The organism is Paenibacillus sp. FSL F4-0243 (genome assembly GCF_037963295.1).
Lineage (GTDB): Bacteria > Bacillota > Bacilli > Paenibacillales > Paenibacillaceae > Paenibacillus_AQ.
Genome location: NZ_CP150151.1, coordinates 2,044,405 through 2,058,129 on the forward strand (window position 1 = coordinate 2,044,405; position 13,725 = coordinate 2,058,129).

11 protein-coding genes are annotated in these 13,725 nt (G+C 44.7%); 8 read left to right on the forward strand and 3 right to left on the reverse strand.

Annotation, left to right across the window (positions count from 1 at the left end; translation table 11 throughout):
• Nucleotides 1-147 precede the first annotated feature (147 nt).
• From sufC to NSS87_RS09030, 7 genes are all read left to right on the forward strand, one after another.
• On the forward strand, nt 148-930 hold the full coding sequence (sufC, locus tag NSS87_RS09000; RefSeq protein ID WP_042186351.1) for a Fe-S cluster assembly ATPase SufC: 783 nt from the start codon (nt 148-150) through the stop codon (nt 928-930).
• A gap of 27 nt (nt 931-957) precedes the next feature.
• A complete protein-coding gene (sufD, locus tag NSS87_RS09005) occupies nt 958-2,259 on the forward strand; it encodes a Fe-S cluster assembly protein SufD (RefSeq protein WP_042186353.1) in 1,302 nt (433 codons plus the stop codon).
• Complete coding sequence (locus tag NSS87_RS09010; RefSeq protein WP_042186355.1) at nt 2,256-3,482, forward strand: cysteine desulfurase; 1,227 nt, start codon at nt 2,256-2,258, stop codon at nt 3,480-3,482. The genes sufD and NSS87_RS09010 overlap by 4 nt, the downstream gene beginning before the upstream one ends.
• Entirely contained in the window at nt 3,469-3,900 is a 432-nt protein-coding gene (gene sufU / locus NSS87_RS09015; RefSeq protein ID WP_036684339.1) for a Fe-S cluster assembly sulfur transfer protein SufU, read from the forward strand. The genes NSS87_RS09010 and sufU overlap by 14 nt, the downstream gene beginning before the upstream one ends.
• 24 nt (nt 3,901-3,924) lie before the next feature.
• Nucleotides 3,925-5,322, forward strand: a complete 1,398-nt coding sequence (sufB, locus tag NSS87_RS09020) for a Fe-S cluster assembly protein SufB (protein ID WP_042186357.1) — start codon at nt 3,925-3,927, stop codon at nt 5,320-5,322.
• A 471-nt stretch (nt 5,323-5,793) separates the two neighbouring features.
• A complete protein-coding gene (locus NSS87_RS09025; protein WP_042186359.1) occupies nt 5,794-7,554 on the forward strand; it encodes an ABC transporter ATP-binding protein in 1,761 nt (586 codons plus the stop codon).
• A gap of 5 nt (nt 7,555-7,559) precedes the next feature.
• The gene (locus tag NSS87_RS09030) at nt 7,560-9,419 is read left to right on the forward strand and encodes an ABC transporter ATP-binding protein (protein ID WP_339246406.1); all 1,860 of its coding nucleotides are present in this window, start codon (nt 7,560-7,562) and stop codon (nt 9,417-9,419) included.
• A 69-nt stretch (nt 9,420-9,488) separates the two neighbouring features.
• On the opposite strand, the gene NSS87_RS09035 is transcribed toward NSS87_RS09030, so the two are convergent.
• From NSS87_RS09035 to NSS87_RS09045, 3 genes are all read right to left on the reverse strand, one after another.
• Nucleotides 9,489-9,737, reverse strand: coding sequence for a hypothetical protein (locus NSS87_RS09035; protein WP_042186363.1), 249 nt, complete (start codon nt 9,735-9,737; stop codon nt 9,489-9,491).
• A 563-nt stretch (nt 9,738-10,300) separates the two neighbouring features.
• Nucleotides 10,301-11,341 carry an HD-GYP domain-containing protein gene (locus NSS87_RS09040; protein WP_339246409.1) on the reverse strand — a complete coding sequence of 347 codons (1,041 nt, stop codon included), beginning with the start codon at nt 11,339-11,341 and terminating at the stop codon, nt 10,301-10,303.
• Between the two features lie 77 nt (nt 11,342-11,418).
• Entirely contained in the window at nt 11,419-12,132 is a 714-nt protein-coding gene (locus tag NSS87_RS09045) for a molybdenum cofactor biosynthesis protein MoaE (protein ID WP_339246411.1), read from the reverse strand.
• A 136-nt stretch (nt 12,133-12,268) separates the two neighbouring features.
• Between NSS87_RS09045 and NSS87_RS09050 the strand changes: the two genes are divergently transcribed.
• Complete coding sequence (locus NSS87_RS09050; RefSeq protein WP_042186369.1) at nt 12,269-13,708, forward strand: bifunctional UDP-sugar hydrolase/5'-nucleotidase; 1,440 nt, start codon at nt 12,269-12,271, stop codon at nt 13,706-13,708.
• Nucleotides 13,709-13,725: the final 17 nt, after the last annotated feature.

Here is a 13,725-nt window from a genome sequence, read left to right on the forward strand (position 1 = left end):
AAATTGTTGAGAATCATTGATAATCATTGTGATTCAATTTATAATAATTATAATGTGATATAGAATCTAATTGTGCTGGGAATCAGGATCATCCTGTTTCAATACAACTTTTGATTTCGCAAATCGATCAATGGAGGGAATAATATTATGGCAGCAGATTTTGTCATTGAGGGACTTAAAGCGACGATTGAGGGAAAAGAGATTTTGAAGGGGATTAACCTTCAAATGAAAGGTGGCGAAATTCACGCCATCATGGGACCAAACGGTACAGGTAAAAGTACCTTGGCGTCAGCTCTTATGGGTCACCCTAAATATGAAGTAACTGAAGGAACAGCAACACTTGAAGGTGAAGATCTCCTGGAGATGGCGGTTGATGAACGCGCACGTGCAGGTCTTTTCCTTGCTATGCAGTACCCAAGTGAAATTTCCGGAGTAACAAACTCCGATTTCTTGCGCTCAGCCATTAATGCCCGTCGTGAAGAGGGAAGCGAAATTTCTTTGATTCGTTTTATCCGTCTTATGGAAGCGAAGATGAAAGAACTGGACATGAATCCTGAGTTCCTACACCGTTACCTGAACGAAGGCTTCTCCGGTGGTGAGAAGAAACGTAACGAAATTCTACAAATGATGATGCTAGATCCAAAAATCGTGATTCTTGACGAAATTGACTCTGGTCTTGATATTGATGCTTTGAAAATTGTTGCCGAAGGCGTAAACTCCATGCGGAGTGAAGATCGCGGTTTCCTGGTTATTACCCACTATCAACGTCTCTTGAACTACATCAAGCCTGATTTTGTACATGTTATGATGCAAGGCAGAATTGTAAAATCCGGTGGTCCTGAGCTTGCACAACGTCTGGAAGCAGAAGGCTACGAATGGATTAAAGAAGAACTTGGAATTGAAGACGAAACAGTAGGGCAAGACGCGTAAGAAACGCCAGGAAGGAGGAGAACACTTATGACGACACAGACCATTCTTCCGGTGGATGCCGAGCGCTTGAGCGAATTATCGCATAGTAGCGGCGAACCGGGTTGGCTGAAAGAAAGCCGCTTGAAAGCACTTGAACTGGCAGCTACTCTGACACTGCCTAAATTAGAGAAGACACGGATTGATCGTTGGAATGTGAATAATTATGGTAGCTACAAAGCAAGCGAAACCATTGCTTCACTGAAGGATGCACCTGCTTCCATTTCCTCCTTGATCAAGGATCAGGAAGAAGGCAGTCTGATTATTCAACGTAACTCTGGTGCAGTATATACACGACTAGCTCCTGAACTTGCAGCACAAGGTGTTATTTTTACCGATCTGCAAACGGCTGTTAAAGAGCACGGAGATTTGGTACAACGTTACCTTCATAAGGCGATTCAGCCTGACGAGCATTCTATCGCTGCACTTCATGCAGCACTATGGAACGGGGGAGTATTCCTCTATGTTCCTAAGAATGTAGTGGTTGAAACTCCACTTCAGGCGGTGCTGTTAACAGATGATGCGGAAGCTTCATTTGTTCCTCACATTCTGATTGTAGCGGATACTAACAGCTCCCTGACATACGTAGACAACTACGTGTCGGATAAAGAGGAAGCTGGCTTGCACAATGGTGCTGTAGAAGTATTCGTGGGTGCAGGTGCTAAAGTCCGTTATGCTACAGTGCATCAGCTGGGCGTGGATACAACAGATGTGACTTACCGCCGCGCTGTTGTTGAGAATGACGGAACGATCGAATGGATTGTTGGAGAGATGAACTATGGTGATACAGCAAGTGATACCAAGTCTGTGCTCAAAGGTAATGGCTCTAGCTCGGATGCTAAAGTAATTGCTGTAGGTACGGGATCACAGAAACTGAATTACACTACTCAAGCTCAGCATTTCGGCAAAAATACCCCAAGTGACATGATCACTCGTGCGGTTATGCGTGATAATGCTACTTCTATCATCAACGGAATTACTAAGATCGAGAAAGGTGCTACAAGAGCCGACGGTCAGCAAACGGAGAAAGTATTGATGCTGAGTCCAAAAGCCCGTGGTGACGCCAATCCGATCCTGCTGATTGATGAAGATGATGTTACAGCAGGCCATGCCGCTTCCGTAGGACAGGTCAATCACGAGCAAGTCTTTTACCTGATGTCCCGCGGAATTACACGGCATGATGCAGAAACTCTGATCATCTATGGCTTCTTGGCTCCTGTTGTGTCGCAAATTCCACTAGAGGGACTGCGCAATCAGCTCCAATCTCTTGTGGAAAGGAAGTTAGGTCAATGATTAGCAACGCCATCCGGGAGCAATTTCCCATACTGAACCAGAATGTGAACGGCCATCCACTGGTCTATCTTGACAGTGCTGCTACTTCACAGAAGCCTCGTCAAGTGATTGAGGCGGTCAAGTCGTATTATGAGTGGGATAACGCCAACGTACACCGTGGCGTCCATACTCTAGGCAGCCGTGCAACAGATGCCTACGAGGGAGCCCGGGAGAAGCTAGCTAAGTTTATTAACGCCCGCAGCACTAAAGAAATCATCTTTACGCGCGGCACAACCACTGCCCTAAATCTTGTTGCCTCTTCTTACGGGCCATCTGCAGTGGGTGAAGGCGATGAAATTGTTATCACCCTGATGGAGCATCATAGTAATTTGATCCCCTGGCAGCAGCTAGCTAAGAAGACAGGTGCTACTTTAAAATATATACCGTTGCAACCTGACGGAACGATTACGCTTGAAGATGCTGAGAAGACGATTACGGATAAAACCAAGATCGTTGCTATCGCTTATGTGTCTAATGTTATGGGAGTAACTCATCCGATTAAAGAGCTTGCGGCGATTGCTCATCGAAACGGTGCGGTAATTGTCGTAGACGGCGCACAGAGCACACCTCATATGAAGGTCGATATGCAGGATCTGGATTGTGATTTCTATGCACTTTCCGGACATAAAATGCTAGCACCTACTGGAATTGGGGCTTTGTACGGCAAAAGAGCACTCCTTGAAGCCATGGAACCTATTGAGTTCGGTGGCGAAATGATTGATGATGTGGGTCTCTATGAATCGACATGGAAAGAACTTCCTTGGAAGTTTGAGGGCGGTACACCGATCATTGCAGGAGCTGTTGGATTAGGTGCAGCCGTAGATTTCTTACAAGAAATCGGCATGGATGAGATTCACAGCCATGAGAAGCAGCTTGCCGCATACGCAGAACAGCGTTTATCTGAAATTGATGGCTTGACCATTTATGGTCCGCGCAATCGTGAAGTTGGCGTTGTGACTTTTAATCTGGGTGACGTTCACCCGCATGATGTCGCTACAGTACTAGATGCGGAGGGAATTGCTATCCGTGCTGGTCATCACTGCTGTCAGCCGCTGATGCGCTGGCTGGAAGCCAGCTCAACAGCACGTGCGAGCTTTTACCTGTATAACACCGAGCAGGATGTAGATCGACTGGTGGACGCTTTAATCAAGACAAAGGAGTACTTCGGCTATGAACTTGGATGACTTGTACAGACGCGTTATTATGGATCATTATAAAAGTCCTAGGAATCGTGGTTCATTTGAAGATGATGCTCTGAAAATTGAACTGAATAACCCAACTTGTGGTGACCGTATTACACTTCAGCTTAAGGTAGAGGATGGAATCGTCAAGGATGCCCGTTATAACGGTGAAGGTTGCTCGATCAGTATGTCATCGGCTTCGATGATGACTGAGGCGATCAAAGGACAAACGGTTGAACGAGCACTCGAACTAGCCGATAACTTCTCCTTACTGATGAAGGGTGAAGATGTGGATTTTGGAGATTATGAAGACATTGAAGCCCTATCGGGTGTGAATAAATTCCCTGCGCGGATCAAATGTGCAACACTGGCTTGGAACGCGCTTCGTAAAGGAATTGACGAAGAAGAGCAACATAAATAACAGTAGAACAAGGAGGCTGACACCATGGCTAAGAAAGCGCCTGATATGGAAGAGTACCAATACGGGTTCCGTGATGAGCATAAGTCGATATTCCAGTCTGGTAAAGGTTTGACGGCCGAAATTGTTAAAGAAATTTCAGCAATCAAAAATGAACCACAGTGGATGCTTGATTTCCGCTTAAAATCCCTTGAACAGTTCCGTAAAATGCCGATGCCTACATGGGGCGGCAATATGGATGATTTAGATTTTGAGGATATTCAATATTATGTAAGACCTTCCGAGAAACAAGGGAAGACTTGGGAAGAAGTTCCTTCCGAAATCAAGGAAACCTTTGATAAGCTGGGTATTCCTGAAGCGGAACAGAAGTTCCTCGCCGGCGTATCGGCACAATATGAATCTGAGGTTGTATACCACAGCATGCAGAAGAGCCTTGAAGATCAAGGGGTTATTTTTACAGATACCGATACTGCACTGCGTGAACATCCAGAACTTCTTAAGAAGTTCTTCGGGACGATCATCCCTCCAACCGATAATAAATTTGCAGCACTTAACAGTGCAGTTTGGTCAGGCGGAAGCTTCATCTACGTTCCTAAAGGTGTGAAATGTGAAGTTCCTTTGCAGGCTTACTTCCGTATTAACTCCGAGAACATGGGACAATTTGAGCGTACCTTGATCCTCGCTGACGAAGATAGCTTCGTGCATTATGTAGAAGGCTGTACAGCGCCAATCTACAGCACGAATTCTCTGCACAGTGCGGTTGTTGAAATCTTGTGTATGAAGAACTCACGCGTTCGTTATACTACGATTCAGAACTGGGCTCCAAACATCTACAACCTCGTTACTAAACGTGCGGTTGCAGAAGAGAATGCTACGATGGAATGGGTCGATGGCAACATCGGTTCCAAGCTGACTATGAAATACCCTGCCGTTGTTCTTAAAGGCCGTGGAGCTAAAGGTTCAGTACTGTCCATCGCGGTAGCGGGTAAAGGCCAGCATCAGGATGCGGGTGCCAAGATGATCCATTTGGCTCCAGACACAACATCCACTATTGTATCGAAATCGATCAGTAAGCACGGCGGTAAAGTAACTTATCGTGGTCTTGCTTCCTTTGGCCGTCAGGCAGAAGGTGCGAAATCGAACATCAAATGTGATACACTCATTTTGGATAACGAATCCACTTCGGATACGATTCCTTACAATGAAATCATGAACGATAACATCGTGCTTGAGCACGAAGCAACGGTATCCAAAGTTTCTGAGGAGCAGCTGTTCTATCTAATGAGCCGTGGTCTAACAGAAGCTGAGGCAACTCAAATGATCGTTATGGGCTTCATCGAACCGTTCACCAAAGAACTGCCGATGGAATATGCGGTCGAAATGAACCGTTTGATAAAATTCGAAATGGAAGGAAGTATCGGTTAACCTTGATCTTCAAGGTTCCGGCTTCATTCTAATAAGTAATACAAAATACGTATTCGCAGTGATCTTGATGCTTTTATGCTCAAGTCACTCGAATACGTATTTTTTATTGGAAATTGAGATGGGGTTTTCATTCTAGAGGGTTAAATCCAAATTTTATGCAAAAAAGCTTGATAAAAGTTTATTTTGGAGGGGGCGATCACATCAAGGATCATGATGTTTCTTAATTCAACAGCATTAAGGAGGAAACTCGAGTATTTTAAGACAATGATGGTCGTTTATCACCTATATATGGGTCTTTTTTCCGAAATAACAGGATAAACGCTCAATTCTACCCTTTGCCGCTTTAAATTAGGGATGATACACTGCTTAAAGTCACTAAAATTGAAAGCGCTAAAAAATAGCTTTATTTTGTAAAGCTAAGTCTATGCTTACGAAGCAGCTTTACTTCGTAAAGCTTTAAGGAGGAGAGATATGGATGTTCTCAGGCAACTGCGAGGCTATTACCGAGAGAAGCTACATTATTTGATTCTTTCGATTGTATGCTTGGCCGCCGCAACTGCAGTGGGGCTAATTACCCCCAATTTGTTAAGGAAGCTGATCGATGAAGTAATTGTTCCACTCAAGTTTAAAGAGGTGCCGGTGTTGGCTCTCAGTGTGTTAGCTGTAGTTATCGTAAAAGCATGCCTGCAATTTGCACATGGTTTTTTTGGAGGGCGGTTAGGTAATTTTCTAGCATATCGGCTACGTAACGCTTGTTATGAGAAATTACAATTTCTATCTTTCCGTTATTATGATACCGCGAAAACAGGAGATCTGATGTCCCGGCTGACCGGGGATTTGGAAGCGATTCGGAACTTTATCGGTTTTGGTTTTGCTCAGTTGCTAAATGTGTTTTTTATGGTGCTCTTTGGTTCTATCATGATGTTCACCATTAATTGGCAGCTAACTTTGGTTACTTTGATTACTATGCCATTTCTGGCAGCAGTAGCTTTAAGATTTGAGTCCAAGATTCATCCGGCCTTCCAAGAGATGCGCCTTGCGCTGAGTTCTCTGACAACGGCTGTACAGGAGAATATCACGGGTGTGCGAACTGTCAAATCGTTTGCTAGAGAGGCTCACGAAGTTGAAAAATTCTCACACCGTAATGAACGTTATAAGAATAATCAGATTTTTGCCGCTGAGCTCTGGAGTAAGTTTTTTCCGGTCATGGAGCTTTTAGCATCGGTCAGTATAGCTATTCTGTTAGGCGTAGGTGGTACACTCGTCATTAACGGGAAAATGTCACTAGGTGAATTGGTTGCCTTCTTCAGTTTGATTTGGTACATCATTGGACCAGTATGGGGTCTAGGCTTTCATATTAATAACTATACACAGTCCAAAGCTTCGGGAGAACGTGTACTTGAAGTACTTAATCAAAAAATTGATGTTAAGGATAAAGAAGATGCCCGTGAACTGGTACCTTCCGAGGTTAAGGGGGACGTTGCCTTTAATCATGTCACCTTTGCGTACGGGAACAAAATGCCTGCTGTTACTGACATCCATTTTGAAGCTAAATCAGGTGAGATTATCGGATTTCTTGGAGGCACAGGTTCAGGTAAATCCACTATTACTCAACTGATGATGCGTGCTTATGATGTCAATGAAGGGAGTATTACGCTGGATGGCATTGATATTAGAGAGTACAGTGTGCGCAGCCTGCGGTCACAGATTGCCACCGTATTCCAGGAAACATTCCTGTTCTCCTCATCCATCCGCAACAATATTTCATATGGCTTGAAAAATGTAAGCATGGAGGAGATTATCCGTGCTGCACAGCTGGCAAAGGCGCATGATTTCATTATGGAGATGGCAGACGGCTATGACACTGTAGTGGGTGAACGCGGGATGGGTCTCTCTGGCGGACAAAAGCAGCGGATTGCGATCGCAAGAGCCCTGCTTAAGAATCCGCGTATCCTCATCCTCGACGATGCGACCAGTGCGGTGGATATGGAAACGGAACATGAGATTCAAGCGGGATTCCAGGAGGTCATGAATGGGCGTACAACACTTATAATTGCCCATCGGATATCCTCCTTGCGACATGCGGATCAGATCATTGTCATGAACGAAGGTCATGTTCAGCAGCGTGGTACTCATCAGGAGCTAATTGAAGTTCCAGGTCCATACCAGGATGTATACCGGATACAATATGCTGACTATCTGGCCAGAGCTACCGGAAGAGGGGAGGAGTGAGGCATATGAAACTTGAAGCCAAACAGAACACCGCTTCGGGAGCAAAGCGTAAAGCAGCCGAGCAGAAGACACTTGATGAACGTTTCGTGTACAAAGATGATGATGTGATCGACAAAGCGTTTGACTGGAAGCAGTTCACCAGATTATTCAGCTATATGAAGCCTTACGCCAAACAGATGCTTCCACTGGTTTCTATCATGATGATTCTGGGAACCATTACGAAGCTGACCGTTCCTTTCTTGACAAGTTTAGCTATCGACCGTGCTATAGCGCCTAAGGTTGGGAATCCAAGCTTAACACTTCTTTATTCGCTTACGGCAGGTGTCATTGTCTTATATCTCATTCAATGGATTGCAGGTGTGTACCGGATTAAGTACACGAACATCATTGGACAAAGAGTCATTTATGACTTGCGTTCTGACTTGTTCAAGCATATTCAGAAGCTCTCTTTTAACTTCTTCGATAAACGCCCAGCAGGTTCGGTATTAGTACGTGTGACGAATGATATCAACTCACTGCAGGATTTGTTCACGAACGGGGTAGTCAATCTGATGATTGACTGTGTACAGCTTTTAGGGATTACCATTATTCTGTTATTGATCAACTGGAAACTTGGTCTTGCAGTAATGGTTACGGTTCCGATCATGTTCTTTATTTCTACTAAGCTGCGTCAGAAGATTCGGATCGCTTGGCAGGATGTGCGGATGAAGAACTCTAGAATTAATTCTCACTTGAACGAATCGATTCAGGGGATCAGAGTCACACAGGCCTATACACAAGAACGTGAAAACATGAATTATTTCGATTTTATGAATACAGATAGCAAAAAGTCCTGGAATAAAGCATCTGCGATGAACCAAGCTTTCGGGCCGATGATCGAGATCACTGGTGGTTTTGGAACGATGATCCTCTTTTGGTTAGGGGCGTATCTCATCCAATCTGGCGAGCTTACTGTCGGTTTGCTGGTAGCGTTCAGCTCTTATGTCAGCAACTTCTGGGACCCGATTAACCGTCTGGGGCAGATGTATAACCAGCTGCTGGTAGCGATGGCCTCCTCAGAACGGATCTTTGAATATTTGGATGAGCAGCCTTCGGTTCAAGATAATCCAGGGGCTAAACCACTAGGATCGATTCGTGGAGATATTAACTTCAATAAGGTCGTTTTTGAATATGAAAAAGGTCGGGCGGCTTTAAAAGGCATCGATCTGGATGTAAAAGCTGGGCAATCGATCGCGCTGGTGGGTCATACTGGCTCGGGGAAAAGCACGATTATTAACCTGATTGGCCGGTTCTATGATATTAAGAGCGGAAGAATTACGATTGACGGTGAAGATATCCGTGAAGTTACTCTAGATAGTCTGAGAAGGCAGATCGGAATCGTGCTGCAGGACACCTTCATTTTCTCAGGAACGATTCGCGATAATATCCGGTTTGGTCGACTGGATGCTACCGATGAAGAAGTGGAAAATGCCGCGAAAGCAGTAGATGCCCATGACTTTATTATGAAGCTTCCTGGAGGGTATGAGACAGAGGTAGAAGAGCGTGGTAGTGCCTTGTCCATGGGACAGCGTCAGCTGCTCTCCTTTGCCCGTGCACTATTGGCGAATCCACGGATTCTGATCCTTGATGAAGCTACGGCAAGTATTGATACAGAGACGGAGCTGAAGATTCAAGAGGCACTCAAAATCTTACTTCAGGGCCGGACCTCCTTTATCGTCGCTCATAGACTATCTACCATCCGCCATGCGGATAAAATAGTAGTTCTGGACCATGGTGAGATTAAAGAAGAAGGAACCCACCGAGAACTGACATCACGTGATGGTGTGTATAACGGATTAATAGAAGCGCAGTTCCGCTTTCTATAGCAAAGGACAACAGCCCATTCCCCTTGCGAAAGCAAATGAGGAGTGGGCTGTTTTATATCGTACGTCCAATTATTTCGGACGTTTAGGCAATCTACCAGTTATACGTAGCTCAAACATTTGGGCACAAATATCCTGATGCCACTGTGTATCCGTTGTTTGTTCCGCTAACAGTATTTCATTTTGTAGTCGTGCCATCTCCCAACAGTAAGTGGCATTCACCTGTAGGCATTGCTGTTGTTCCGTTTCTTCGGAGGCTGTAAGCTGGCGTAGACGACTTAGAGTGAACAGCTCGGCAAGACGTTCATGGACTGGAAGCATACTTTTTACCTCCTAGAAATATTTAAGGCACATATTAGTCTCGCCAAGAAAATTGTAATTCAATCATCAAGAAATTAATGATAGGAGGGGTACAACTGACTAAGGGTTATGGGCAATGGGAGGATCTGTTGGGGATTTGTAGGAAGGAAGAATTTAGGTAGGTACAGATTAAAGAAGGTAAGGAATTAGGAACCTGGATTCGGAGCTTTCTATTGCAGTATTTACAATAGAAAGCACCTTATCCACTCATAAAATAACATCTATTGCACTTTGTGCAACAGTATTAGGAAAATGTGCTTATAAAAGGCGTTTTTTTTATTTTTGATTGCATAAAATACAACAGAAAAAATCCCCCGAAAGAAAACGAAGGATCATGGATTTCGAAAGATAGCTTTGAGGCCCCGATTCTTGCGAAGCAAAGAAGGAGCCTCAAAGCGAGGTTACACAAGGCGTTCCTTCTATCCACCACCGCCACAAGTTTACACTAAACTTCTGGTTGTCCAGAGGTTGGAACCCTAGGGGCCCTCCCTTTGAAGAAAGGGTTTGGGAGGGAGCGAAGCGCCTTAGTCCATGTAAATTTCTACAATGGCAACGTTCCGTTCGCGGGAAAGATCCACGAACATTCCGTCAACCTTTACCAGTGGTCGGAAAATATCGACCAGATTGTTCATAATAATTACGCCAATATCACCTGTGTTCAGCAACACACGCTTGCCGATGAAGTTGGGCATTAAATGCTGGATAAAGGCTTGAACGGTTTTAGCGTTCAGTTTGCCGAAACTTAGATTGTTTATTTCACGCAAGACGGAAATAAGCTCTTGCTTCGACTGATAGACTCGTTTAGAAGTCATCGCACTATAAATGTCAGCTACAGCTGCAATTTGTGCATAAGGATGAATATCGGTTTTGGTTAGACCGCTCGGATAGCCAGAGCCGTCCTCACGCTCATGATGTTGGAGAGCAGCCAAAGCTGTGTAAGAATCGTCCATGGAATTACGTATAATTTCGTAGCCGTACTTAGTATGTAGTTTGATTTCCTCGAACTCATCTGGCGTTAGCTTCCCTGGTTTATTCAAGAGGGAGGGTGAAATTCGGCATTTTCCAATATCAATCAAATAGCCTGCACGACCAATTTCATAGCATTCTTGTTTGGAATAACCAAGCCATATCGCAATATAATAAGAGAGCATGCCTACCTGAAGGGAGTGATTGTAGGTATAGTTATCTTCCCGATCTAGCAAAAGCAGGAGGGACACTACATCTTTATGCTTGTCCAAAGTTTGAAGCGAAGGCTGAAGAATGTCGTTTACCACGGATTGGTTGAAGCTTCCTTTTAATAACGCTTCCATATAAAGAGACTCGAAGCCGTCAATCATGGTATCAAAACTAGTGGTCACCGTCTGAATAATTGAAGGTCTGCTGAGGGGGGATACCTCTTCCTCTAACGTCTCGATATCAACATAATCAACTCCAAGCTGCATCAGCTTGGCGATATCATTTATTTGGAGCAGTGATCCTTTTGGTAATACATGTAAACCCCTAGAACTATACGCGTCCGCGTTAAGGTGATTACCAGGTTTTAGATCCGAGACGTGTACTCTCAATGCCTATGCCACCTTTTATCCGATTTTATCCAGAATATCAACAAAGTTCAGATTTTTCAATCAAAAAGGAGAAAAGATTATTTGTGGATTGTATGGCTAGCTTTTTGATCAGAGTTCACCCAATGTTGGCCCGATTCATTAATGTCTTTTTTCCAAACGGGAACCGTCTGTTTCAATCGTTCAATGGCAAAGCGACTGGCTTCGTAGCAGGTATCGCGATGGGGTGTGGAGACGGCAATGATAACACTTGCTTCCTTTAATCCTACAAGCCCAATGCGGTGAGATATGGCGCAGTTTGCGTTCCAGCGGTTCTTCACTTCTTTACCAATCTCCTCTAGTTTACTTAAGGCCATAGGAATATAGGCATCATAATGAAGTGCGGTTGTACGTTGTTCTCCGGTCATTTCACGTGTAGTGCCGATAAATAATAAGGATGCTCCGTGATTGACGTCAAGAACGGCATCTAGAAGCTTCTCTGTATTTAGAGGCTGGTCCGTTATGCTATAGAGACCATCAGTAGTAGTTTCATATATAGTGCCATTCTCTCCCCCGGAAACTGGAGGAATAAGTGCGACTTCGGAAGACGCTGCGATGATAGAATCATCAGGAGCATATTCCCGGTCAATGGCAATTAAAGAAGCCCCAATTTGGGATGCTGCATTCGGATAAGAGGCAGATAGAAGCTCCTTCAGCTTGCCAGCTGTTAAGGGAATCTCAGTCGCTTGGAAGGACAGAGAAGAAGAGCCGATTGTCTCAGCCAGACCCGCGAATAGTCGGATAGTAATATGCATTTTTATTCTCCTCTGATGTATGATCTGATGTCTTCAATATACCATAATGTGTCTGAAAATGTTATGCTAGGCTCTATAAGATCACGCACAGACTGCTTCATTAAAGAGCAGCTCAAGGGTAGGAGGAATGTTGCTTATGGGGCATGTGCCACAAAGACTGACCATACTTCATACCAATGATATACATAGCCATTTTGAAATGGTAAGTCCGGTGGCAGCGGAAATCGCCGCACAAAGGGCTGCAGCGGGAGAAGAGCCTGTACTGCTGCTGGATATTGGTGATCATATGGATCGTGCAGCTGTTGAGACAGAAGGCACTATGGGTCAGGCTAACATCGATGTATTAAATTTAACAGGATATGATGCTGTAACCATTGGCAATAATGAGGGGCTCACGTTCTCTCAGGAGATGTTGTCATCTATTTTTTCCGGGTTACAGTGCCCGGTAGTATGCTGTAATTTTGTAGAGTCTTCGACAGGAGAGCCGCCAAGCTGGATGAAGCGTCATGCGGTCTTGGAGAAGGATGGAATTAAAATTGGAGTGACCGGAGCAACAGCGGCATTTACTTCGTTCTATTCCCTTTTGGGCTGGGATGCTTTAGATCCTGAGACTGCGCTCCGGGAACAATGCCTACTTTTAGCGCCACAGGTGGATATTTTAATCGTTCTATCTCATCTCGGACTTCCTACGGATAAAATTCTGGCAGAACGGTTAGAGGGCGTACATGCCATTCTTGGTGGACATACGCACCATCTGTTAGAAGAGCCTATTATGATTAATGGTACTGCCGTATGCGGTGCTGGGAAATTCGGTCGGTATCTCGGGCGCCTACAATTTGAGCGACTAGATCCTCAGTCTGATTTCAGCTTAGTGACGGGTGAATGTATTCCTATTGACCCCCTTCTAAAGGAGGAGGTTATAGGTCCTGCAGTCGCTATTCATTTGAAGCATGGCCAAGAATCTCTTCAGACGATCGCTGCGATTACTGACCGTGAGCTTCCTTTGAACTTGCGGGGAGAGTCCCCCTTTGGCAATCTTTTGGCACAAGCAGTACGTGGATTTACAGGAACTAGTATGTCATTAGTTAATACGGGTCAGCTGCTAGGACCATTGCCGGAAGGCGAGGTTACGACAGGGATGCTGCACGCACTTTGTCCTTCTCCCATCAATACTTGCATCATTAAGCTGAAGGGTATAGATATTCGCACAGCTTTGGAACAGAGCCTTACAGAGGAGTTTTATAGTAAGGTCATTTACGGGTACGGTTTCCGCGGGAATCATCTGGGCAGCTTGGCAGTAGATGGATTAAAAATCTTGTACGACCCACTAATGATACCGTATGATAAGAGTGTTGCAGTTTTTGTCGAAGGAAACCCACTGGAGGATGAAAGAGAGTATAATGTTGGTACGCTGGACATGTTTACTTTCAGGGCCGGCTATGAGACGATCGCGAATGGGAAGGATGCTTTGTTTCTATTACCTCATTTTTTGCGCGATCTCTTGCGGATGGAGTTACAGCGTCCAAACAGCCTCGATGAATGCATGCTCACTCGCTGGGAGGCTAAGTCTGAATAAGGCCGACAGCTCATAAT